The sequence below is a fragment of the Micromonospora sp. LOL_023 genome (assembly GCF_048060115.1).
In the GTDB taxonomy this organism is placed as follows: Bacteria; Actinomycetota; Actinomycetes; order Mycobacteriales; family Micromonosporaceae; genus Micromonospora_E.
Window position 1 is genome coordinate 64,385 of the sequence record NZ_JBHMIM010000022.1, and the last position, 23,585, is coordinate 87,969.

Consider the following 23,585-nt stretch of genomic DNA (forward strand, 5'->3'; position numbering starts at 1 on the left):
CCCCCAGGGGGTATCAGGCCCAGCCCGTCGTCGTCCCGTAGGCCATGCCGGCTTCTCAGTGGCCGCCGCCGTGCGGCGTACGGACACGCGCGGTCAGAGGATCCCGTTCGCCCGCGCAGTGGCCTCGTTCTCCAAGTGTTCCGGGTACGTCTCGGCGAAGGCCGAGCGGCCCTGCTTGTCGATGGCGACGAAGAAGAGCCAGCCGCCGGCCGGCGGGTCCATGGCACCCTCCAGTGCCAACCGGCCGGGGTTGTTGATCGGAGTCGGGACCATGCCGCGCAACTTGCGGCTGTACGGGTTGTCCACGCCGATCAGTTCGTCCTGGGTCATCTCACTGGAGGTCTTGGTCGGTTGGCCGGTCGCCTCCAGCCAGTAGTTCACGGTGACGTCCATCTCCAGACAGCCACACGGGAAATCGCCGTACACCCGGTTGTAGGCGACCCGGGCGACCTTGCCCAGGTCCTCCGGGGTGCCGGCCTCCGACTGCGCCAACGACGCGGCGATCAGCGCCTCGTACGGGGAGATGCCCCGTTTGGCGGTGACCCGGTCGGCGAAGTCCAACTCCTCGGTGACAGTGAGGAAATGGCCGACCATCGTCTGCAGGATCTGTTCGGCGGTCATGTCCGGCTCGAGCGCGTAGGTGTCCGGGTAGAGGAATCCCTCCACGGAGCGGGACGGCTGCTGGCCGTCGGTGCGCTCGAACCACCAGTCCGGTACGCCGAGCGCGATCGGGTCGGCCGCCGCCTCCTGGAACTGGGCGACCGGCAGCCCGCTCGCCTCAGCCAGCAGGTTGAGGGTCTGCCTGGTGCTGCGCCCCTCCGGGATGGTCACCTGGTTGGAGATCTTGTTGCCGAGGTCGAGCAGCATCGTCAGGGCGGCGTCGGCCTTCATCTGGGCTCGCAGGGTGTATCGCCCTGGCTGGATGGACTGACTGCGGGAATCCGCCCGGGCGGCGTCGACGAAGGCGGCGGCGCTGCGGACCACTCCGGCATCGACCAGGGTGGCGGCGATGTCGGTCGCGGTCTCGCCGGCACCGACCTCGATGGTCACCGCACCGGTGCCGGTGCCGCTGTAGTCGGGAGCGAAGAGCATGCTCTGGATGCGGTCCGGCCCGTAACGGTAGGCGCCGCTCAGACCGGCCAGCAGGACCACCACCACGGCCAGCATGAGGATCGGGCCGCGACTGCCGCCCCGGCGCCGGGTGCCGCGCCGGCGTTGGCCCGAACGGCTGTCGCTGTCGGTACGTCGGTCCGCGCCTGTGCCTGTGCCCGCGCCGCGGCGCCGGTCGGTTCCTCGTCGGCCGGTTCCTCGTCGGCCGGCTTGTCGGCGACCGGTCGGTCGGCGCTCGTCGAAGGTGAGGTCCAGTTCGTCGGTCAACGACAACCTTCCTGTCTCCGCGGCACCGTCCGCCGCGACAGGATATTGTAGTGATAGATATCGATGCAATTGCCCGGGTTGCTAGGTTGGCTTCGTGAATCACACTCGGGCCGCGCTCTACCTCGACTTCGACAACGTGTTCATCGGCCTGTTCAAGCTGGACCCGGCGGTGGCGATCCAGTTCGCGAGCAACCCGGGCGCCTGGCTCGGCCGCCTGTCGTCGATCTCCGCGACCGACGGGGTACGCCGATGGCTGATCCTGCGCTGCTACCTCAACCCGTCCGGCTGGGTAGGCAACCGCAGCCCCACCGGCGAGCAGGAACGCCTGTTCTTCTCCCGGTTCCGGCCATCGTTCGTCCGGGCCGGCTTCGAGGTGATCGACTGCCCGCGCTACAACGCCACCAAGAACGGTGCGGACATCCGGATCGTCATCGACGCCATCGACGCGCTGACCGCGGACACCCACTACGAGGAGTTCGTCATCGCCTCCGGCGACTCCGACATGACACCGCTGCTGCAGCGACTACGCCGATCCGACCGGCGGACCATGATCGTGTCCCCGGCCGACGCCGCCGACGCCTTCGTCGCGATGGCCGACCGTGTGCTCGACAGTGAACAACTACTCGCCCTCGTCCAAGGCGACCCGATGAACCTTGACGGCGACGCCGACGAGACACCGGACACCGGTTTCAACGGCGGCCCGACGGCCCGGGATCAGGCCCGGGACGAGGCGTACGCGACGCTGCGGGCGATCGTCCTGGCCGAGTACGACGCCGCCAGCACGCCGATCAACATGGCCGCGCTCGCTCAGCGGCTGCGCAGTGAGCTGGATCGGCCGATCACCGTGACCAACTGGTTCGGTTTCGGCAGCTTCGCCCGCGCGCTGGAGAGCCTGGACCTGCCCAACCTGCGGATGTCGCAGCACCTGATCTGGGACGACGCCCGGCACACCCCGCCCGAGCCGGCCGCGACCACCGCCCACGGCGGCACCCTGCCCGAACCTGTCGAACGGCTCGCCGAGTTGCTCAACCTGCCCCGCATCCCACCGGAGTGGTGGCCGCCGGTCTACCAGACGCTCGCCGACTACGCCGGCACCCACCAGTTCAACCTGACCCAGTGCACGAGTTGGGCCCGGGACCAACTCCACGATCAGGGCGTCCCGGTCAGCCGCGGCGCCGTAGCGTTCGTGGTACGCGGCACCTCCTACGGTGGCCGGCCACTGCACGGTCAACCACCGCCGAGCGGCACCGAGGTGGGTGCGGCCTTCGTCGCGAACGTGCTCAACCGGGCGGACGCGGCCGGGATCGCCTTCGACCACCAGGAGACCGCCGTGGTCCACGACTGGTTGGGGGTGCCTCGACCGAACGCCGCCGACCCCGGTCAGCCGCCGCCCGGGTAGCGGCGAAGCCCGAGCCTGGCGTACACCGCCGAGGGCGGCGTACGGGTCGCGCGGCAGGCGAGGTCCTCCAGGTACCGCCAGGTCTGCTGGCCGGACTTGCGGCGCTCGTCGAGGACGAAGGGCGCCACCGACTCCCAGACCCGACGGATCGAGGTGCCGTTCGATCCGATGATCAACCCCTCGTCGACGATGCCGTGGGCCACCAGCTTGCCGAGGTCGTCGTACCGACCGGCAACGATGCGGATCTTGGTCCGCACCTCCTTCGGGAGATCCGTGTACGCCACCGGAGAGACGAAGTCCTTGTTCAGCCGGTCGAAGACGTACCGGCGGGCGTCGAAGAACTCCTCGGACCGGAACTGGTCGAAGATCTCGAGGACGACCGGCAGGGCGTACCCGGCGGACGCCGTCCGGTTCTGCCGGATCGCCAGCAGACCTGACACAGCGAGCGAAACGACCGAGATCACGATCGCCGTCAGGTTCGTCAGGGTCTCAACCGGCACAAAGTCAAACCTAGGCGGACGGTGCAACCGGTCGGTCCGGACTGCGGCCAGGGCCCTCGGTATACGCTGGCAGGCCCGACGGACGTAGGAGCGATGGATGGACGTACGGCACCGGCTCACAGCCCTGATCGCCGTCGGCGCGCTGGCGTTGACCGGCTGCGGCGACACCACCGCCGACGGCACCGCGCCAGCGGCCGCAGCCACGACCACCGCCGCACAGCCGGGCACCGCCGCGTCGACCGACCCGGCCGCGTCGACCGACCCGGCCGCGGAAAGCTACGACTTCACCGTCGACACGCTGGACGGCAGCAGGTTCGACGGCAGCAGCCTGGCCGGCAGACCAGCGGTGCTGTGGTTCTGGGCACCGTGGTGTTCCACCTGCCTCGGTCAGGCGAAGCGGGTCAACGCCCTCGCCGCCGACTACGCCGACGACGCCACCGTGCTGGGCGTCGCCGGGCTGGACGGCGAACCGGCGATGCGTGACTTCGTCGAGATGGCAGAGCTGACCGGCTTCGCGCAGCTCTCCGACGAGCAGGGCGTGGTGTGGAAGAAGTTCGGCATCACCGCGCAGAGCACCTTCGTCGTTCTCGACTCCGCCGGTGCCGTCGCGGCCCGAGGCCACGTCGACGTCGACGAGCTGCCCGCAACCCTCGACCGGCTGCTGGTGGACTGACGTGACCGACGCGCCGCTGGCCTTGGCCCTGGCGGCGGGCATGCTCGCTGCGGTCAACCCGTGCGGGTTCGCGTTGCTGCCGGCGTACCTGTCGATCCTGGTGGTCGGGGACGGTGCGACCGGTGCCGGCCGGGGGGCCGCAGTCGGTCGGGCGTTGGCCGCGACCGCGGCGATGACCGCCGGCTTCGTCGCCGTGTTCGGCGTGTTCGGGCTGGTCGTGGCACCCCTGGCCGGAGCCGTCCAACGCCAACTGCCGTGGGTCACCATCGGCATCGGCCTGCTGCTCGTCGTGCTGGGCGCGGTGCTGCTGGCCGGCCGGCAGCTACCCGGGCTCGGCGTGGGTGTGTCGCGGGCCCCGGACACCGGCCGGTCGGCGCTGTCCATGGTCGTGTTCGGGATGGCGTACGCGGCGGCCTCGCTGTCCTGCACGATCGCCCCGTTCCTGGCGATCGTCGTGACCAGCCTGCGGGCTGGTTCCCTCACGTCCGGGGTCGCGTTGTTCGTTGCCTACGCCGCCGGCATGGGACTGACCGTGGCGGTCGCCGCCGTCGCGGTCGCCCTGGCGCGGGACGGGTTGTTGCGCCGGGTGCGCCGGGCGGCACCGCTGCTGTCCCGCCTCGGTGGCGTGCTGCTCGTCGGTGCCGGCGGCTACGTCGCCTGGTACGGCTGGTACGAGGTCCGGCTGCTGGGCGGCGCCGACGCCGCTGATCCGATCATCGACGGCGCCGCGGTGGCCCAGCGCTGGCTGGCCGCCACGTTGGACCAGGCCGGTCCCACCGTGCTGACCGTTGTCTTCGTCGCGCTGCTCGCCATCGCCGCACTGACCTGGCTTCTCCGGCGTTTTCGCACGTGAGAAGCGGGGTACCTAGGCGGCGGCAGGGGAATCGGCGGTATCGCTCGTCGATCCGTGGCACGACGGCAACGGGAAGCGGGCATGCGTAGTCTGGGTGGCCGGTATCGGCTGGACCTGCGGATCGGCGTGGGTGGGATGTCCGAGGTGTGGCGTGCCCACGACGAGGTGCTCGACCGGCCGGTGGCGGTGAAACTGATCGCCCCCCATCTGGTCGACGACGTACGACTGGAGCAGGTCCGTTGGGAGGCGCGGGCGGCAGCCCGGTTGGCCCACCCCAACGTGGCCAGCGTTCACGACTTCGGTGTGGCCGCCGGCCCGACCGGTGACCCCGAGCCGTACATCGTGATGGAACTCGTCGAGGGGCAGACCCTCGCCGCGCACCTGTTGGCCGGTGGACTCGACTGGCGGATCGCCGTACGGGTCTGCGCGGAGGTCAGTGCCGCGCTGGCCGCCGCGCACGCGCACGGCATCGTGCACCGCGACGTCAAACCGGCGAACGTCGTGCTCACCCCGTCCGGCGCGAAGGTGCTCGACTTCGGGATCGCCGCGGTCGCCGGCTGGGTCGAACTCGATCGCGACGGGAGCCTGCCCGGTACGCCGGCCTTCGTCGCACCGGAACGGTGGGACGGCGGACGTGCCACCCCGGCCAGTGACAGCTATGCCACCGGCGTGCTGCTCTACCTCTGCCTGGCCGGACGGCTGCCGTGGCCGATGGAGCCGGGTTGGAAGCGTCCGCACCCGCATGCCGCCCCGGAGCCGCTGCCGCCGATCGACGGACTTCCGGCCGACGTGGTGGAGTTGTGCCTGCGTTCGTTGGCCCGGGATCCGGCCCAACGGCCGAGCAGCGTGGTGACAGCCCTGCTGTGGTCCGAGGCGGTGGACGCCCGGGTGTACGTGCCGATCGCGGACGTCCCGGCGTCTCGGCCCGAGCCGGTGCGGGCACCGCCGTGGCACGAGCCGGCGGCACTGCCGCAGCAGCGGCGCCGGGTGGTGCCCGCGTGGAACGAGCAGGCGGCGGATGCCGCCACCGATGTCCACTCGGCCACCGACGTCGCGGTCGCGCCGGATCGGTTGGGCACCTGACGGCACCTGACCAGCGATTTGGACACGCGTTCGACACGCCGGTGACCGAGTGACTCGATCTCTTAACTGAACGTACTCTCCGGGCGTGGGTTCCCGCATTCCTCGCAACGCAGACACGCCCGCTTCCGCCGACGCCGGCGAGCCGACTCCCGAAGCCGCTCCCGTCGCGACTGCCGACCCGGACGCCGCCGCGACGAAGCAGCTCGACGAACTGTCGCTGCCCGAGTTGACCGACCCTGACTGGATGCACCACGCCCGACAGGTCACCCAGACAAGTTTCTGGTCGGTCGCCCGCCGGCTGCCGCACCTCACCCGGGAGGCGATCGGCGTGGCCTGGGAAACCAGCCGGCGGGACACGATCGCCTCGATCGGGCTCAACGCGCTGGCCGGCGTGATGACCACCTTCGGACTGCTGGCCACCACCAGCGTGCTGACCAGACTGTTCGCCGCCGGCCCCACCCCCGAACGGGTCCAGGCCGCCCTGCCCGCGCTCGCGCTGGCCGCCGCCGCGCTGGTCGCCAAGGGCGGCCTGACGATCGCCGCCGGCTGGGCGCAGGCCCGGCTGATGCCGCAGATCAACTACCGGGTCGAGTTGCGGTTGTTCGAGGCGACCACCGCGGTCGACCTCGCGGCGTTCGACGACGCCGGATTCGCCGAGGAGATGGACAGGGCCCGCGACCGGGGCATGCGCGAGGCCGCCTCCATCGTGAACCACACCGTCGACCTGATCACCGGCATCATCGGGGTCCTCGCCACCGCCGCCGCGGTCACCGTCATCCAGCCGATTCTGCTGCCCTGCCTGCTGCTGGCCGCCGTACCCCAGGCGGCCACCACCGTGAAGATTGCCCGCCGGAAGTATCTCAACCTGCTGGCCCGGATCACCCGCCGGCGTCGAATGTGGATGCTGGCCGGCCTGATGGCCAACCGGCACACCGCGTCCGAGGTCCGCTCGTACCAGATGGGCGGCTTTCTGCTCGGTGAGTACCGCAGGTTGATGTCCGTCGAAGCCCGGGCCGATCTCGATCTCGTCCGATCGCAGACCGCCACCCGTACCATCGGCGCCGCCGGGGCCGGGCTGGCCAGCTTCGCCGTGTACGCGGTCCTCGGCGGGCTGCTGCTAAGCGGCTGGGTGGCCCTCGCCGCCGCCGCAACCGCGTTGATCGCCCTGCAGACGGCCCACTCCAGCCTCGGGGTCGCGGTCCACGCCACCAACTCCCTGTACGAGGACGCACTGTACTACCAGGACTACCGGGACTTCCTGGCCCGCGCCGACGGGCGTACCCGGCCCGACGGTGGCCAGCCGGTAGGGGGATTCGACACCATCGAACTGGACCAGGTCAGCCTGCGGTACCCCGACACCGACTCGCCGGCCGTCGACCAGGTCAGCCTGACCCTACGGCGCGGACAGGTGGTCGCGCTGGTCGGGGAGAACGGCTCCGGAAAGACCACCCTGGCGAAACTCATCGCCGGCCTCTACCGGCCCACCGGCGGCGCGGTGCGCTGGGACGGCGTCGACACGACCGCCCTCGACCCGTACGACATCGGTTCGCACGTGTCGGTGATGACCCAGGACTGGTGGAAGTTCCCCTTCACCGCGGGTCAGAACATCCTGATCGGCCGCCACGACCGGGCCCGGCGACCCGCCGGGCCGAGCCTGGAGGACGCCGCCCGGTCCGCCGCCGCCCACGACATGATCCTCGACCTGCCCCGTGGCTACGACACGCTGCTCGACCGGGAGTTCAAGGACGGGCACGACCTCTCCGGCGGGCAGTGGCAGCGCCTCGTCGCGGCCCGCAGCCTCTACCGCGACGCCAGCCTGCTGGTCTGCGACGAACCCTCCGCGGCGCTCGACGCGCGCGCCGAACACGCCATGTTCCAGCACCTGCGCCGACACCCCGACCGGCTCATCGTGCTGATCACCCACCGACTGGCCAACGTCAGGCACGCTGACCAGATCTTCGTCATGCGCGACGGGCGCCTTGTCCAGCAGGGCTCCCACGACGAACTGATGGCCGCCGGTGGCCTCTACCGTGAACTGTTCGACCTGCAGGCAGCCGGCTACCTCGGCGATCCGCTGGCGCAACCGCCCCCCGCACCGGCGCAGCGGGCCGGCCGGCACCCAAGGTGACGAGCTGGCAATGAGATGCCGATCCGCAGCGGCGACGATCGCCACCGTGGGCCGGACCGGCCCGTGTGGGATCCGCGGACGGGGTGCGTCGTGTCCTTTAGCGCCAGTCCGCCGTCTTCGACGCCGGTCGGCCGGCTGGCCGCCGCGTTGCTCATGGTGGACGCGACGCAGCCGACCGAACTGGTGGCTGTCGCCTGACCAGGCCCGGGTGCTGCCGGCCAACTCGACACCAGATGCTAGATGGGGTCCGCGTAGCCGAGAAGCACGGCCAGTTCGGCGGCAAGGTGCAGGCTCAGTCCGAGCAGGGTGAGACCGGCGAGTGCGTTGAGCGTACGGGCCGCCCCCGGCCGCCGAAGGAAACCACTGGCCCGGTCGACCGTCACAGCGAGTATGGGATACCAAACCACGGCCAGTAACACGATCAGCAGAGCCAGCACCGCCGTACGGGGCCCGGCCGGCACTCCCGTGGGAACGAATTGCGGAATCAGGCTGGCGAAGAACACGAAGACTTTGGGATTGGTCAGATCGGTCACCAGCCCTTGCCGGTAGGCGTGCCAGTGACCGCCATCCTTGGTCCTTCGGTGCCGGCGCACATCCATTCCGCTGTGGACGTTCTGCTCCAGAGTGGTGTCGGATGGCGGTGGACTGCACAACAATCGGATGCCCAGATAGAGGAGATATCCCATGCCGACGAACTGGATCACCCGGTACGCCGTCGCCGATGTCATCATCAGCGCCGCGATCCCGAATGCGGCCAGTGACGAGTGCAGGATCAGTCCACTGACGACGCCACCGGCGGTAGCCAGACCGAGCTTCCGGCTGGCGAGTGCGTTGCGGACCACCATGGTGAAATCCGCTCCGGGAAGGACGACCGCCCCGGCCGCCACGCCGGCGAACGTGACGAGTTCCCCGCTCAACAAATGTGGCACCGATCGGGCTTCTGTGTCAGTTGCATCGTCGAGTACCTCCTGATGGACGCGGCCACGCAGGCATCGATGTGCGCGTGGCGATTGGTCGCATCCGGATGTGTGCCGCTGCCGCACCGCAACCGGGAAGATCAACATGACCCTACACCGCCCGTTGCATCCCCAAAAGGGGGAAAGCTGGCGAAGGTCCGGTGATTAGTTGTTCGTCCGACCCGCCGGCGAGAATCATACTGACCTACCCGCAGTAGCGGGTTGGTCGCCGCCGGGAGACCGGCACCATCTGGTGCCGGTCTCCCGGCTCAGCGCCGGTGCGCTGGATGCTCTCCGGCAGGCTCGGTGGGCGCTGGCGGAGGATGCCGGTCTCGACCCCGCGCCGGAACTCATCAAGCTGTACGACGACCTCCTGCATCACCGCCCGGGACCGGCGGCCCACCCGCCGCCTGGTCCGAACGGTCTCGGATCGAGCCGGTGCCACCGTTGCCGGTACCTGTCAGGTCGTCGGTGCCCGATCGCGATGCCGCGCGCGGCTGGTTCGCCGCGGAGCACCGGATCAGGCTAGGGCGGTCGGCATTCGGCACCGCATCAGCTGCGCCATCGGTGGTGGCGCTCTGGTTTCACGTTGATGAGTGTCGATGTAGAGTCGCCTCACCATGTGGTGGCGGGTCGCTGGTGACCTGCTGGGGCAACGCCGCCTCCACCACGCGGAACCGACGATGTCTGGGAGAGCAGGACATGAGCGACAATCAGCAGGCCTGGCTGCGGACACGATGGCAGTGGGCAGCCCGAATCGCCGGCGCGGCGGCGGCTTCCGTCGGGATAACCGTGCTGGCCATCGGGTTCACGGCGGGCGCGGCCGGGGCGGGCGTCAGCTCCGCTGTCCCGACCATGCCGAATGACTCGGTCACCGCTGCGGCCGTGACCCAGGTTGCCGCAGGCGATCTGCACACCTGTGTGATCCGTACCGACGGAACGCCGTGGTGCTGGGGCAACAACTTCTACGGCCAGCTCGGCGACGGGACGACCACGAACCGGACCGGTCCGGTCCGGGTCGGCACCGCCACCACCTGGGCGCAGATCGACGCCGGCAGCGGAAACACCTGCGCGGTACGCACGGACGGAACGCTGTGGTGCTGGGGCAACAACGCCAGCGGGCAGCTCGGCGACGGCACGAACACCAGGCGGACCAGTCCCGTGCAGGTCGGCACCGCCACCACCTGGGCCAGTGTCAGCGCCGGCAGCAACCACACCTGCGCGGTCCAGACCGACGGTACCCTGTGGTGTTGGGGCCTGAACCGCCACGCCCAGCTCGGAATCGGCCTGTCTCCCCACAAGACGAGCGCCCCGGTGCAGGTGGGTACGGCGAGCACCTGGGCCAGCGTCACGACCGGCTACGCCCACACCTGCGCCGTGCGGACCGACGGGACCCTGTGGTGCTGGGGGAGCAGTTCGGACGGGCAGCTCGGTCTCGGCATCCTGAGCTACCGGGCGACCCCGACGCAGGTGGGCACCGCGACCACGTGGGCCGGTGCGACGGCCGGCTTCGTCCACACCTGCGCGGTCCGCGTCGACGGGACGCTGTGGTGCTGGGGCGAGGACGGGTACGGCCAGGTGGGCGGGGGCATCGGCTCGCAGGCCACCCCGCTGCGGATCGGCACCGCCACCACCTGGGCAAGCGTCGAGGCGAGCGTCGACTCGTCGTGCGCGGCGCGTACCGACGGCAGCCTGTGGTGCTGGGGCAACAACGCGTCCGGGCAGCTCGGCGACGGCACCACCACCCACCGGACCACCCCGACCCAGGTCGGTACCGCCACCGCCTGGACGGCGGGCTTCGGAGCGTCCTACCACGCCTGCGCGGTGCGTACCGACGGCAGCCTGTGGTGCTGGGGCTACAACGCGTTCGGGCAGCTCGGCGACGGCACCACCACCAACCGGTCGACCCCGACTCAGGCGGCGCTGCCGGGCTGACCTGGCCGGATCCTCGCCGAGCTGCAGGACCACCTGCTCGACGACGCCCCCGTAGGGCCGCGCCGCACCCGCTTGCAGCCGGCTCTGCGGGGGAGTCCTCTACGAATACGAGTATGCCGATTGACCAGCACGGATAGGATTGTAGGCACCCGCCGTGCTGGTCGCGGACTCCAACCGCAAGGTGCGCAACGTTAGCCCAGGCCGTCGTGGACCGAGCGGCTAACAAGCCGTCCGCGGGGGCTTCAGCGTGTCAGAAACTCTGTTCTGGGCTTTGACCAGTCATTTTGGTGATCGCGTTAGGCGGCAACTGCGGGCGGCCTGGGCGGTCCACTGCCGGGTGGGGTGGGCGGTGACGCCGAGTAGGTGGACCCGGCGGGTGGCGACCTCCATGATCACCAGGAGGTACAGGCGTCGCAGCCCAATCGTGTCGACGTGGAAGAAGTCGATGGCCAGCAGGCTCTTGGCCCTGGTTGCGGAGGAAGGTCCATGATCCGAGCCGATTTTCAACATGCCGGGCCCTGGCCCAGAACGGAGTTTTGACCCGCTACAGGCTCGCTCGCCGAGGTCCATGGTGAGGTAGACGATCTTGAACTCGCCGATTGACATCCATAGGAGCAGCGCCCCTGACCAGGAGCATCGGGCCAACTCGACAGAGTGGCATGCTACTCTTCCCCGGTGCAGGCAGAGATGAACTACATTGACGGCCAGTGGGTCGCGGCCGACGACCACCGTCCGGACGTGAATCCATCCAACACTGCAGATTTCGTGGGGCTCTATCCGCAGTCGGGGCGAGCTGCCGTCGACGACGCCGTCGCCGCGGCCCGCGCTGCCGCCCCCGGTTGGGCCCGCAGTTCGCCGCAGCTACGCGCAGACATCCTCGAAGCCGTCGCCGCCGAGCTGTTGGGACGCGCCGACGAACTCGGCCGGCTACTCGCTCGAGAGGAGGGCAAGCCGGTCCGTGAGGCGGTCGCCGAGGCGACCCGGGCCGGTCACCTCTTCCGCTTCTTCAGCGGCGAGGCACTCCGGATGGGCGGCGAGCGCATCCCGTCGACCCGGCCCGGCGTCACCGTCGACATCATCCGGGAACCTGTCGGCGTCGTCGGCATCATTACGCCCTGGAACTTCCCGATGGCGATTCCGGCCTGGAAGATCGCCCCCGCACTGGCGTGCGGCAACACGGTGGTCTTCAAACCGGCAGATCTGGTCCCCGCCTGCGCCCACGCGATCGTCGACTGCCTGCATCGGGCCGGACTCCCGCCCGGCGTACTCAACCTGGTGATGGGGCCTGGCTCGACGGTGGGCTCGGCGATCACCGAGTCATCCGGGGTGGACGCGGTCACCTTCACCGGCTCGGTCGGTGTCGGCCGGGGCATCGCGGTCGCCGCGGCGAGCCGCCTGGCCCGGGTCCAGCTCGAGATGGGCGGCAAGAATCCGCTCGTGGTGATGGCCGACGCCGACCTCGACCTCGCCGTCGACTGCGCGATCCAGGGTGCGTACTTCTCGACCGGCCAGCGCTGCACCGCATCCAGCCGGCTCATCGTGGAAGAGGCCATCCAAGACCGGTTCGTCGCCGCGATGGTGAACCGGATGCGCACCCTCACCGTCGGCGACGCCCTCTCGGAGAGCACCGACATCGGCCCGGTGGTCGATGAGCGGCAGCTGGCGACGGACCTGGAGTACATCGAACTGGCCCGCGCCGACGCCGAGGTGTACGGCGGCGACCTGGTGCGACGGGCGACTCCGGGCTACTACCTTGCCCCCGCCCTGATCACCGGGGCGGCGAACGACCACCGGGTGAACCGGGAGGAGATCTTCGGCCCGGTCGCGGCGGTCCTGCCGGTGGCCGACTACGACGAGGCGCTCGCGGTGGCGAACGACACCGAGTTCGGCCTCACCGCCGGCATCTGTACCACCTCGCTACGGCACGCCGAACATTTCCGGAACAACGCGGCGGCGGGCATGGTGATGGTCAACCTGCCGACGGCGGGGGTGGACGTCCACGTCCCGTTCGGCGGCAGCAAGGGATCCAGCTACGGCCCCCGCGAACAGGGCCAGCACGCCCGCCACTTCTACACCTCGACCAGGACCTCCTATCTGCGGGCCTGACCGGATCCGATCGGCTGCGGTGGGAACCCCCCGAGCGGCGGTACCCACCCGGGAGGAAGAGGTAGTGGTGACGGCCCCGGAGACCGAGACGGCAGAGCTGCGGCGGCGACTGCAGGCGGTTCTGCCCGGCGGCATGTTCGACACGGCGGCCCGCGCGATGTACGCCTCGGACGCCTCCAACTACCGACAGCTGCCCCTCGGCGTCGTCCTGCCGCGGACCGAGGAGGAACTCATCTCGGCGGTGGTGGCCTGCCGGGATGTCGGCGCCCCAGTGGTGCTCCGAGGCGGCGGGACCAGCCTCGGGGGACAGGCCTGCGGCGGCGGTGTCGTGATCGACACCTCCCGTTACCTCGACCGGATCCTGGCGGTCGACCCGGTGGCCCGGACCGCGCGGGTTCAGCCTGGGGTCCTGTTGGATTCGCTGCGCCGTACGGTCGCACCACACGGACTCACCTTCGGTCCGGATCCCTCCACCCATGGCCGCTGCACCATCGGCGGCATGATCGGCAACAACGCCTGCGGCTCCCACTCGGTGGCGTACGGCACCACCGCGGAGAACGTCGTCGAGTTGGACATCCTGCTCTACGACGGGACCCGGATGACGGTCGGCGAGGCCGACCCCGCCCGGATCAATGAACTCGTCGCCCAGCCAGGTCGAGCCGGCGAGATCTACCGTGAGCTGCGCCGACTCTCGCAGGAGAACCTCGCCATTCTGCGCCGGGAACTCTCCGGCTTCAGCCGCCGGATCTCCGGCTACCCGCTCGACCAGTTGCTGCCGGAGAACCGGTTCAACCTGGCGCGCGCGCTGGTCGGTACCGAGGGGACGTGCGCGATCGTGCTCAGCGCGACCGTTCGACTGGTGCCGGTACCGGCGGCGAAGGTGCTTCTGGTCCTGGGTTACGACGACGACTGCGCCGCGGCGGAGGACGTCGCGAACCTGTTACCGCACCAGCCGCTCACGATCGAGGGACTGGACCGGGAACTCGTCAACACGCTGGACCCGGCTGGCGGCGACGACGAACTCTGGTCACTGCTCCCCGAGGGCCAGGCGTGGCTCTTCGTCGAGGTCGGCGCGGCGAGCCTGGACGCAGCCAGGCAGGCCGCCGCGAAGATCACCGGTGACTGCGCCGCGCTCGGCCGCGAGGTCGTGGTCCCGGCTGCCGAGCAGCGCCGGCTCTGGCGGATCCGGGAGGACGGCGCCGGCATCGCCACCCGGATGGCGGGCTCCGCCGAGGCCTGGCCCGGCTGGGAGGACGCGGCGGTTCCGCCGGCCCGGTTGGCCGGCTACCTGCGCGAATTCAAGGCACTGCGTGACCAGTACGGGTTGCACGGCGTCACCTACGGCCACTTCGGCGAGGGCTGTGTCCACGTCCGGCTCGACTTCGATCTTCTCTCCGACGAGGGGGTACGGCGGTTCCGGTCCTTCGTCGGTGAGGCCGCCGACCTGGTCGCCGCGCACGGCGGTTCGCTCTCCGGGGAACACGGTGACGGCCAGGCCCGAGGCGAGTTCCTGTCCCGGATGTACAGCCCCGAGGTGATCGAACTCTTCGCCCGGTTCAAGGGCGTCTGGGATCCCGACAACCGGCTCAACCCGGGCATGATCGTGCGCCCGTTCCGGGTCGACGAGAACCTGCGGCTCGGCAGCGGCTACCGCCCCCTACCGCTGGCAACCGTCTTCTCGTACCCCGACGACCACGGCGACTTCGCCGAGGCGACCCGGCGCTGCATCGGAGTGGGGAAGTGCCGGGACACCTCCAGTGGGGTGATGTGCCCCAGCTATATGGTGACCAAGGACGAGCTGCATTCGACGCGAGGCCGCGCCCACCTGCTCTTCGAGATGAGCCGGGGTGACCTGGTCACCGACGGCTGGCGTTCCACCGAGGTACGTGACGCGCTCGACCTCTGCCTCTCCTGTAAGGGCTGCAAGAGCGACTGCCCGACCGGGGTCGACGTCGCCACGTACAAGGCGGAGTTCCTCCACCACCACTACAAGCGTCGGCTTCGACCAACGTCGCACTACTCGATGGGGTTCCTGCCGCTCTGGGCGAGGCTGGCCCGGGTCGCACCGGTGCTGATCAACCAGGCCACCGGTTCGCGGCTGCTCGCCCCGCTGCTCAAGCGGCTCGGGGGGATCGCTCCGCAGCGCCAGATCCCACGCTTCACCGGGCAGACGTTCCTCGGCTGGTTCCGGGCACGCCGTGGCCGGCCCGAGAAGGGGCGTACGCCGGTCCTGCTCTGGGTGGACACCTTCACCAACCACTTCTCCCCGGAGGTGGGGCGGGCCGCCGTCGAGGTGCTGGAGTCGGCCGGGTACGACGTCCGGGTCGCGCCCGGGGTCCAGTGCTGCGGGCTGACCTGGATCAGCACCGGCCAACTCGGTGTCGCGCGTCGGGTCGCCCGACGCAGCCTCGACGCGATCGATCCGTTCATCGCGGCGGGGATGCCGATGGTGGCACTGGAGCCGAGCTGCGCCGCCGCGTTCCGGTCGGATCTGCCCGAGCTGCTCGACGACCCCCGTGCCCAGCGGGCCGCCGAGGCGACGACGACGCTCGCGGCGCTGTTGGCCCGTACCCCGGGCTGGCGACCGCCCCGGATCACCGGCGCCGCCATCACCCAGACGCACTGTCACCAGCATGCGGTCCTCGGAGATCAGGACGAGCGGAAGCTTATGGCCGATCTCGGACTCGACAACGCGGTGCTGGATTCCGGCTGTTGCGGGCTGGCCGGGAACTTCGGCTTCGAGGCGGGCCACTACGAGATATCCATGGCGGCCGGTGAGCGGGTCCTGCTGCCGGAGGTCCGGGCCGCCACCGAGGAGACCCTGATCGTCGCGGACGGGTTCAGCTGCCGGACCCAGATCGCCGGGGCGACCGACCGGCAGGCGCTGCACCTGGCCGAGGTGATCCGGTCGGCGCTGGGCGGTACAGGGTCGGTCGGGGCGGAGTCGGCGCCGCCGGATCCCCGAGCCGCCGATCCGTCTACCCGCCCCTGGTCATGATCCGTGACCGGCTCCGGTCCGGGCTGCCCGGCTGGCTGTGGCGGCTGCTGCTCTGCATGCTGATCACCCAGGTCGCGGTCTTCGTCGTTCGACCGGTGCTCACCTACCGGGTCATCGACCTCGGCGGCGGCGAGCTGGAGGTTGGTCTGTTGGTGGCCGCGTACGCGTTGCTGCCCGCGCTGGTCGCCATCCCGATCGGGCGCTACTCGGACCGGCGGCGCTCCACCCCGGTGCTGCTCGGCGGGATTCTGCTGCTGGTGGCGGGCTGCGCGGGTCTGGTCGTCGCCAGCGACCTGGTCGTCCTGGTGGCCGCGACGATCATTCTCGGCCTCGGCGCGATGGCGATCATGATCGGCGCGCAGACCCTGGTGGCAGCGCTCTCCGACGAGCACAGCCTGGACCGGGACTTCGGTCTGATCAGTGCCGCCGCTTCGGTCGGGCAGATGATCGGGCCGACCCTGGGTGGTGCGGTGTTGAGTGGCGGGGCGGCCCGCGAGGTGACCACGACCCGGGCGTTCGTCATCGGGGCCCTGCTGAGCGCGGTGGCGCTGATCTTCTGTTGGGGCTTCGCAGACTCGGACCGGCGGTCCCGACCGGGACCGCCTGGCGACGAGGTGGCGCCCGGACCGATCCGGATTCTCCGATTGCCGGGCGTCTTCGGCGGAATGTTCGCGAGTCTTGCGCTACTGACGGCGGTGGATGTGCTGGTGGCGTACCTGCCGCTGCTCGGTGAGCGACGCGGCATCGGTGCGGCGACGATCGGGGCGCTGCTGAGTCTGCGGGCTGCGGCCTCGGTCGCCTCCCGGGTGCTCATTCCACCGATGCTGGCCCGGTGGGGCCGGGTCCGCCTGCTGCTGATGAGCACTCTCGGCTCGGGGGTGCTGATGGCGTTGTTGCCCCTTACCAATCGGATCTGGCTGCTCGGGCTGGTGCTCGTCGCTGCAGGCTTCTTTCTCGGGATCGGTCAGCCGCTGACGATGGCGCTGGTGGTGCAGGCGGTGCCGGCGCGGACCCGGGGGGCGGCTCTGTCGATCCGGATCATGGGCAACAAGATCGGGCAGGTCCTGGTGCCGGCCGGGATCGGGGTGGCGACTGGTGCCGCCGGCGCGTCCTGGGCTTTCCCGTTCCTCGGTCTGCTCCTGGTGGCCTCGGCGGTGGGCGTTCCGAGGTCGCCCCCAGCGGAGCCGGAGCCACCCGGCTCGCCGAGGCGGTAGCCTCGCGATCGACAATCGGTCGACGCCGGGTGACCGGGGGCACGGCTCGACGAGAGCGACTGAGGTGATACGTGGGCGGCGAGGAGAGGGTCGCGTGGGCGGCACCGTCGGTCAAGTCGGCCGAGCGCGCCCTGCGCCTGCTGGAGTTGCTCACCGGCCGGGAACCGCAGTCCTTCATGGAGCTGCAACGAGCTCTCGGGATGCCCAAGAGCAGTCTGCACGCCATGTTGGCGGCGCTGGGTGGGCAGGGCTGGGTGGCCACCGACCGTCGGGGCGGTTTCGTCCTCGGCTATCGGGCCCGGGCGATGGGGCTCTCCGGACTGGACGAGTCGGACGTAATCGGCCTGACCGAGGATGTCATGGAGGGCCTGCGGGACAGCCTGAACGAGACTATCCACCTGGCGCGGCTGGAGGAGGAGAACGTCCGATACCTGCTTTCCAAGTATTCCCGGCACGCGTTGGGGGTGCACTTCCGCCCCGGCCGACGGATGCCGGCCCATGTCACGGCGCTGGGTAAGGCGATGCTGGCGACCCTGCCCGTGCCGGAGCTTGAGGCGTCCCTGCCGGCGGAGTACATCGCCCTGACCCCGCAGACCCTGACCTCAGCCGACCGTCTTCTGGCGGATCTCGCGCAGACCCGGGAACGGGGCTTCGCGATCGACGGCGAGGAGGGCACGGTCGGGCTGCGCTGCTTCGCGGTGGCGCTGTGCCACGACGACCTCCCGCTGGTGGCGATCAGTTGTTCGGTGCCGGTGGCCCGACTGGACGAGGCGAAGGTGCGGGCCACGACTAGGTCGCTGCTCGCGGCGCGTCAGGCGCTGCTGGCCCGGCTCCGACCGCTGGTCTGACCCCGGTCCCGCGCCGCGCCGCTGCAGATCCCGCACCGCACCGGTCTTTCCTGCGCCGGCCGCCGCTCCACTCTCCCATCTGGCCATGCGCCGACGCTCGGTGAGCTGCCGGGCCGAATCCATCATAAGTGGGCATTCTTCGATGTGATCATTCCTTGACGGGGCTCTGAGCTGCGCTTACGTTGTCGTCTAGATATGAAAACTAGTTCATATATATGAACTCGCTGAGAGGATTCATTGTGTCGATGTCTGTCGCCGAGATCGGCGAGAACGCTCTGCTCTTCTTTCCTGTCACCCCGTTCGACGAGCACGGCGCGCTCGACCTGCCGGCCTTCCGGGCACACCTGGCCGCCGGCCTTGCCCACTCGCCAGGCGGCGTCTTCGTCGGCTGCGGCACCGGAGAGTTCTTCGCCCTCGGTCTGGACGAGTACGAACGCCTGGTCGCCACGGCTACCGAGGTGGTCGGAGGTGCCGTGCCGGTGGTCTCCGGACTCGGCTACGGCGCGGCGCTCGCCGCCGAGTTCCTGGCCCGGGCACAGCGGGCCGGTGCTGACGCGGCGCTGCTGTTCCCGCCGCCGGGCGTGGTCGGCGGCCAGGTCGGCCTGCTCGCCCACTACTCGCAGGTGGCCGTTAGCAGCCCACTGCCGTTGATCATCTACCACCGCGATCAGGTGGAGCTAGCCACCGAGACCGTCGCCGAGCTGCTCAAACTCGACACCATCGTGGGGCTTAAGGACGGCCGGGGCAATCTGGAACGGATCCAGCGGATCAGGCTCTCCGGCGGCGACCGGTGGGCCTACTTCAACGGCATGCCCACCGCCGAACTCTCCCAGGCGGCCTTCGCCGGGCTCGGGGTCTCCAGCTACTCCTCGGCGGTCTTCGCCTTCCTTCCCGAGGTCGCGGTCGCCTTCCACCGCAGCGTCCAGGCCAACGATCGGGAGCGGCGGGACCTGCTGTTGCGGGAGTTCTACCTGCCCTTCGCCGATCTGCGGGACCAGGGCAGCGGCTACGCGGTCTCCCTGATCAAGGCCGGGTTGCGGATCCGGGGCCGCCAGGTCGGCTCGGTCCGACCGCCGCTGACCGAGCCCTCCGCCGGGCACACGCAACGGCTGGCGGAGCTGATCTCGCACGGCCTCGACCTCGTCGGCGCCCCCCGATGACCGAAACTGTCGGCCCACGCCACCCTGCGGTGTCCCGATGAGCGGCCCGATCCGGGTGATCGTTGTCGGCGCCGGCAACGCGGCACTCTGCGCGGCGCTCTCGGCCCGGGAACACGGCGCCGACGTCACCGTCATGGAGTGCGCGCCCCGAGCTGACCGGGGTGGCAACACCGCCTTCGCCGCAGGCACGATGCGGGTGGAGATCACCGGAGGCGCCGAACTCGGCACCCTGGTCGATGACCTTCCGCCGGAGCAGGCCGAGCAGATCGACAATCGGCCGTACCCAGCGGAGGAGTTCTACGACGACCTGGCCCGGATGAGCAACTACCAGTGCGACCCGGACCTGACCGACCAGGTCGTGTCGCGCAGCTTCGACACGGCCCGGTGGATGCGGGCGGCTGGCGTCAGGTTCGTCCCGGTCCTGACACCGCCGTCCTCGGCAGGCGGTGCCGGGCAGGGGGCGGTGAACGCGCCCCTGGTGGCGGTCTCCGGCGGTGGACCCGGACTTGTCGACGCCCTGGTCCTCGCCTGTGAGCGGGCCGGTGTCAGGATCAGCTACGAGACCCGGGTCGAGGCGCTGCTCCGGCAGGGGGGCCGGGTCACCGGCGTACGTGCGCTCGGGCCGGACGGTGATCTGGTCCTGCCGGCGGATTCGGTGATCCTGGCTTCGGGTGGATTCGAGTCCAACGCGGAGTGGCGTACCCGGTATCTGGGTGCGGGGTGGGACGTGGCCCGGGTGCGGGGCACCCGATTCAACAACGGCGACGGCATCCGGATGGCGCTCGCCATCGGTGCCAGCCCTCGGGGCCAGTGGTCCGGTTGCCACGCGGTGCCCTGGGAGGCGAACGCGCCAGAGTTCGGCGAGCTCGCCGTCGGCGACCAGTTCAAAAAGTGCAGCTACCCGTACGGGATCATGGTCAACGCCCGGGGTGAGCGCTTCGTCGACGAGGGCGCCGACTACCGCGACTACCCCTATGCCGCGTACGGCCGGGCGATCCTGGCCCAGCCCGGCCTGGTGGCGTGGCAGATCTTCGACCAGCGCACCGCCCCGCTGCTGCGCGACGAGTACCGGATCCGCCAGGTCACCCGGGTGCGGGCCGCGGACCTCGACGATCTCGCCGCCCGGATGGTCGGGGTCGACCCGGCGGGGCTGCTGCGCACGGTCGAGCGGTACAACGCCGCCGTCCAGACCGAGGTGCCCTTCCTGCCGCATATCCGGGACGGGCGGGGGGCACCAGGACTCCCGGTACCCCGGTCCAACTGGGCGAACCCGTTGGACAGCCCGCCCTACGAGGCGTACGCGGTCACCTGCGGGGTGACTTTCACCTTCGGCGGGCTGCGTACCGACGGCGATGGGCGGGTCCTGGACACCGGGCATCGGCCGATCGACGGGCTCTACGCGGCGGGGGAGCTGGTCGGTGGGCTGTTCTACCACAACTACCCCGGCGGCTCGGGTCTCACCAGCGGTGCGGTGCTGGGCCGTACCGCTGGAGCGGCGGCGGCGGTGCCACGGGGCGTTCCCCAAGCCGGGAAACGCCTGGGTAACACAATCGTCTCGGGCCGTTGACGAGGCTTGGGTTCAGCGGTAGCGTGCTACTCACCCGGTAGCGTGCTACTCATTTCGCCAGCCATGTCCGACATACTTATTGGCTACTCACAAACATCGACGTATGGCGAGGAGCTTCTACATGCGCAAGGCAGTGATAGCTGGAATTGGGGCGTGCGTGCTCGCTCTTTCAGCGTGCAACTCTGGCGGATCCGAGAAGGGTGAGGAGGCCGGCTCGGCCTACCCCGAATCCCAGATGACGATCTACTCCCCGTTCCCGCCGGGCGGCGGCATCGACCTCGCCATCAACAGCGTGATGCAGGCTCTGCAAGAGGCTGACCTGGTCGACGCCCAGATGCGGTTGAGCAACCTGCCCGGCGGGTCCGGCATGGTGGCGACCGCGACGCTCGCCTCGAACCACGACGGCGCTGACGACACGTTGCTGTTGACGAGCGTCAGCAACCTGTCGGCAACAGTGCAGGAGTCGCAGAACGTTGGGCTGTCGGAAATGGTACCGCTGGCCGGTCTCTACGCCGAATACACCTATGTATACGTTCGCAATGACTCGCCCTTCCAGTCGCTCGGCGAAATCGTGTCCGAAATTGAGGCCGACGCTGGTGGTGTCATTATCGGCGGAGCGTCGCTCGGCAGTGCGGACAACATCGTCGTCGCCGAACTCGCCCGCGGCGTGGGCGTCAAGTTCGAGGACCTCGCCTACATCCCGCTGCCCGGCGACGAGAACGCCAGTAACCTGCTCGGCGGCCAGATCGACGTCTCCTTCGGCGGACCGGACCTGCTGAACCTGGTGGAGAGCGGCGACGCCCGGGTGCTCGCGGTGAGCGCACCCGAGCGGCTCACCGTCGAGCGGGTGGCGAGCATCCCGACGATCATCGAGTCCGGCTACGACGTCACCCAGGCCAACTGGCGCGGCGTGTTCGGCCCGCCCAACATGCCCGACTACGCCGTGGAGTACTGGAGCACCAAGCTCATGGAGATGGTCGAGACGCCGCAGTGGCAGGCGATCGCGGACCAGAACGTCTGGGACACCACGGGCCTGAACCGCGAGGAGTTCTCCACCTTCCTCAGCGAGGAGGAGGAGAACCTGCGCCGAATCCTCACCGACCTCGGCCTCGTCACCTAGGAGCCGCCACCGCCGGGCGCGGGAGTTGACAACGGCGTCAGCTCCCGCGGCCAACTCCGCACCCGAGGAGCAGAAGCCGCAGTGGACGTCCTGACGCCGGGGAGAGGTGTGCAGTGAAGAGCACGAGCGAGAAGTACGACGTCATCGTCATCGGAGCCGGCAACGCCGCCTTCTCAGCGGCGCACGGCGCCCGCGACCGTGGTGCCAGCGTCGTCGTCCTTGAGAAGGCGCCAGCGGAGTGGGCCGGTGGCAACAGCTACTTCACCGTCGGCGGTTTCCGGGCGGTGGTGGAGAGTCTGGAGTCGCTGCGGCCCATCCTGGACGGGGTCGACGACGACCGCGCGAATGCCACCGACCTGCCGCCGTACAGCGCCGAGATGTTCCTCAAGGACATGTACACCCAAACCAAGGGGCGCTGCGACCCGGCCCTCACCCGGATCCTCGTCGAGGAGTCCGCCGAGACCATCCGGTGGCTGCACGGCAAGGGAATCCGCTGGACGCTGATGTACCAGGGCCAGTCGTTCCAGAAGGACGGTCGGGCCAAGTTCTGGGGCGGCCTCTACCTCGGCACCGTCGACGGTGGCAAGGGCCTGGTCCGGCAGCACCTCGCCGCGGCCGAGGCCGCCGGGATCGAGATCCGCTACGACACCCAGGCCGAGGCGCTGTGCACCGACGGGACCGGACGCGTCACCGGGGTCCGGTGCGCCGGAACCGACGGCCGGTTCGAGATCGACGGCAACACCGTGGTGCTGGCATCGGGCGGCTTCGAGGCCGACCCGAGGATGCGAGCCGAGTACCTCGGCCCCGGATGGGACCTGGCGAAGGTCCGGGGTACGCCGTTCAACACCGGTGACGGGCTGCGGATGGCGCTCGACCTCGGCGCCGCGCCGTACGGCCACTGGAGCGGCGCGCACGCCGTCGCCTGGGACGCCGCCGCGCCGGCCGACGGCGGCGACCGGGAACTCGCGTACTCGCTGACCAAGCACATGTATCCGCTGGGCATCGTGGTGAACACCCGGGGCCGGCGTTTCCTGGACGAGGGCGCGGACTTCCGCGGTCTGACCTACGCCGAGTACGGCGGCGCGATCCTGCGCCAGCCAGGCGCGCTCGCCTTCCAGCTCTTCGACGCCAAGACCCGGCCGTTACTCCGTGCCGACCAGTACGAGGGCGCCTCGGTCTCCGGCTTCGAGGCGCGGACCATCGCCGAACTGGCCGGAGAACTCGGGCTCGATCCGGCCGCGCTGGAGGCGACCGTCGAGGAGTACAACGCCGCCACCCGCGAGGGCTCGTTCGACCCGGCAGTCAAGGACGGTCTCGGCACCGTCGGGTTGGAACCGCCGAAGTCGAACTGGGCGCTGCCGCTGGACACCGCTCCCTTCTACGGCTACAAGGTCACCTGCGGGATCACCTTCACCTACGGCGGGCTCCGTATTGACGATGGCGGGCGGGTTCTGGACCGGCGTTCCCGGCCGATCCCCGGCCTCTTCGCCGCGGGCGAACTGGTGGGCGGGCTTTTCTACCACAACTACCCGGCCGGCACCGGCCTCACCGCAGGGTCCGTTTTCGGGCGCCGGGCCGGCACCTCCGCTGCTGTCGAGAGCACTGCCGTGGAGAGTGCCTCGGCGGAGGGCACCGCGGAGGCCCGGGAGTCGGCGGCGGTGTGATCCA

At 70.0% G+C, this 23,585-nt stretch carries 19 protein-coding genes; 14 read left to right on the top strand and 5 right to left on the bottom strand.

The window, feature by feature from the left end; genetic code table 11:
* Window positions 1-93: 93 nt before the first annotated feature.
* A complete protein-coding gene (mltG, locus tag ACFHVL_RS14310; RefSeq protein ID WP_416628260.1) occupies window positions 94-1,377 on the bottom strand; it encodes an endolytic transglycosylase MltG in 1,284 nt (427 codons plus the stop codon).
* Between the two features lie 94 nt (window positions 1,378-1,471).
* On the opposite strand from mltG, the gene ACFHVL_RS14315 reads away from it, so the two are divergent.
* Window positions 1,472-2,776 carry an NYN domain-containing protein gene (locus ACFHVL_RS14315; RefSeq protein ID WP_416628262.1) on the top strand — a complete coding sequence of 435 codons (1,305 nt, stop codon included), beginning with the start codon at window positions 1,472-1,474 and terminating at the stop codon, window positions 2,774-2,776.
* Here the strand turns inward: ACFHVL_RS14315 and ACFHVL_RS14320 are convergent.
* Entirely contained in the window at window positions 2,758-3,276 is a 519-nt protein-coding gene (locus ACFHVL_RS14320) for a hypothetical protein (protein WP_416628264.1), read from the bottom strand. The genes ACFHVL_RS14315 and ACFHVL_RS14320 overlap by 19 nt on opposite strands.
* 97 nt (window positions 3,277-3,373) lie before the next feature.
* Here ACFHVL_RS14320 and ACFHVL_RS14325 point away from each other — a divergent pair, with 97 nt between their 5' ends.
* The 4 genes from ACFHVL_RS14325 to ACFHVL_RS14340 all read left to right on the top strand — a co-directional run bounded on the left by ACFHVL_RS14325 (window position 3,374) and on the right by ACFHVL_RS14340 (window position 8,013).
* Entirely contained in the window at window positions 3,374-3,949 is a 576-nt protein-coding gene (locus tag ACFHVL_RS14325; protein WP_416628266.1) for a redoxin domain-containing protein, read from the top strand.
* Window position 3,950: 1 nt separating this feature from the next.
* On the top strand, window positions 3,951-4,802 hold the full coding sequence (locus tag ACFHVL_RS14330; RefSeq protein ID WP_416628267.1) for a cytochrome c biogenesis CcdA family protein: 852 nt from the start codon (window positions 3,951-3,953) through the stop codon (window positions 4,800-4,802).
* 81 nt (window positions 4,803-4,883) lie between these two features.
* The gene (locus ACFHVL_RS14335; RefSeq protein WP_416628268.1) at window positions 4,884-5,885 is read left to right on the top strand and encodes a serine/threonine-protein kinase; all 1,002 of its coding nucleotides are present in this window, start codon (window positions 4,884-4,886) and stop codon (window positions 5,883-5,885) included.
* 85 nt (window positions 5,886-5,970) lie between these two features.
* Window positions 5,971-8,013, top strand: coding sequence for an ABC transporter ATP-binding protein (locus tag ACFHVL_RS14340; protein ID WP_416628269.1), 2,043 nt, complete (start codon window positions 5,971-5,973; stop codon window positions 8,011-8,013).
* Window positions 8,014-8,249: 236 nt separating this feature from the next.
* On the opposite strand, the gene ACFHVL_RS14345 is transcribed toward ACFHVL_RS14340, so the two are convergent.
* Together ACFHVL_RS14345 and ACFHVL_RS14350 are read right to left on the bottom strand one after the other, a co-directional pair.
* On the bottom strand, window positions 8,250-8,930 hold the full coding sequence (locus tag ACFHVL_RS14345; protein WP_416628270.1) for a LysE family translocator: 681 nt from the start codon (window positions 8,928-8,930) through the stop codon (window positions 8,250-8,252).
* A gap of 244 nt (window positions 8,931-9,174) precedes the next feature.
* On the bottom strand, window positions 9,175-9,372 hold the full coding sequence (locus ACFHVL_RS14350) for a hypothetical protein (protein ID WP_416628271.1): 198 nt from the start codon (window positions 9,370-9,372) through the stop codon (window positions 9,175-9,177).
* A 299-nt stretch (window positions 9,373-9,671) separates the two neighbouring features.
* Between ACFHVL_RS14350 and ACFHVL_RS14355 the strand changes: the two genes are divergently transcribed.
* Window positions 9,672-10,904 (top strand): RCC1 domain-containing protein, encoded by a 1,233-nt coding sequence (locus ACFHVL_RS14355; RefSeq protein ID WP_416628272.1) that lies wholly within the window; start codon window positions 9,672-9,674, stop codon window positions 10,902-10,904.
* Between the two features lie 279 nt (window positions 10,905-11,183).
* Here the strand turns inward: ACFHVL_RS14355 and ACFHVL_RS14360 are convergent, their stop codons facing one another.
* Window positions 11,184-11,414 carry a hypothetical protein gene (locus tag ACFHVL_RS14360; RefSeq protein ID WP_416628273.1) on the bottom strand — a complete coding sequence of 77 codons (231 nt, stop codon included), beginning with the start codon at window positions 11,412-11,414 and terminating at the stop codon, window positions 11,184-11,186.
* Between the two features lie 177 nt (window positions 11,415-11,591).
* On the opposite strand from ACFHVL_RS14360, the gene ACFHVL_RS14365 reads away from it, so the two are divergent.
* The 8 genes from ACFHVL_RS14365 to tcuA (ACFHVL_RS14400) all read left to right on the top strand — a co-directional run bounded on the left by ACFHVL_RS14365 (window position 11,592) and on the right by tcuA (ACFHVL_RS14400) (window position 23,581).
* Entirely contained in the window at window positions 11,592-13,010 is a 1,419-nt protein-coding gene (locus ACFHVL_RS14365) for an aldehyde dehydrogenase family protein (protein ID WP_416628274.1), read from the top strand.
* A gap of 67 nt (window positions 13,011-13,077) precedes the next feature.
* Entirely contained in the window at window positions 13,078-16,008 is a 2,931-nt protein-coding gene (locus tag ACFHVL_RS14370; protein WP_416628275.1) for an FAD-binding and (Fe-S)-binding domain-containing protein, read from the top strand.
* Entirely contained in the window at window positions 16,005-17,222 is a 1,218-nt protein-coding gene (locus ACFHVL_RS14375) for an MFS transporter (protein WP_416628276.1), read from the top strand. Before ACFHVL_RS14370 ends, ACFHVL_RS14375 begins: the two co-directional genes overlap by 4 nt.
* Before the next feature lie 71 nt (window positions 17,223-17,293).
* Window positions 17,294-18,070, top strand: coding sequence for an IclR family transcriptional regulator (locus ACFHVL_RS14380; protein ID WP_416628277.1), 777 nt, complete (start codon window positions 17,294-17,296; stop codon window positions 18,068-18,070).
* A 245-nt stretch (window positions 18,071-18,315) separates the two neighbouring features.
* Complete coding sequence (locus ACFHVL_RS14385) at window positions 18,316-19,230, top strand: 5-dehydro-4-deoxyglucarate dehydratase (protein ID WP_416628279.1); 915 nt, start codon at window positions 18,316-18,318, stop codon at window positions 19,228-19,230.
* Window positions 19,231-19,267: 37 nt separating this feature from the next.
* Entirely contained in the window at window positions 19,268-20,797 is a 1,530-nt protein-coding gene (gene tcuA / locus ACFHVL_RS14390; RefSeq protein WP_416628280.1) for an FAD-dependent tricarballylate dehydrogenase TcuA, read from the top strand.
* 121 nt (window positions 20,798-20,918) lie between these two features.
* On the top strand, window positions 20,919-21,917 hold the full coding sequence (locus tag ACFHVL_RS14395; RefSeq protein WP_416551071.1) for a Bug family tripartite tricarboxylate transporter substrate binding protein: 999 nt from the start codon (window positions 20,919-20,921) through the stop codon (window positions 21,915-21,917).
* Between the two features lie 113 nt (window positions 21,918-22,030).
* Entirely contained in the window at window positions 22,031-23,581 is a 1,551-nt protein-coding gene (gene tcuA, locus ACFHVL_RS14400; protein ID WP_416551069.1) for an FAD-dependent tricarballylate dehydrogenase TcuA, read from the top strand.
* Window positions 23,582-23,585: the final 4 nt, after the last annotated feature.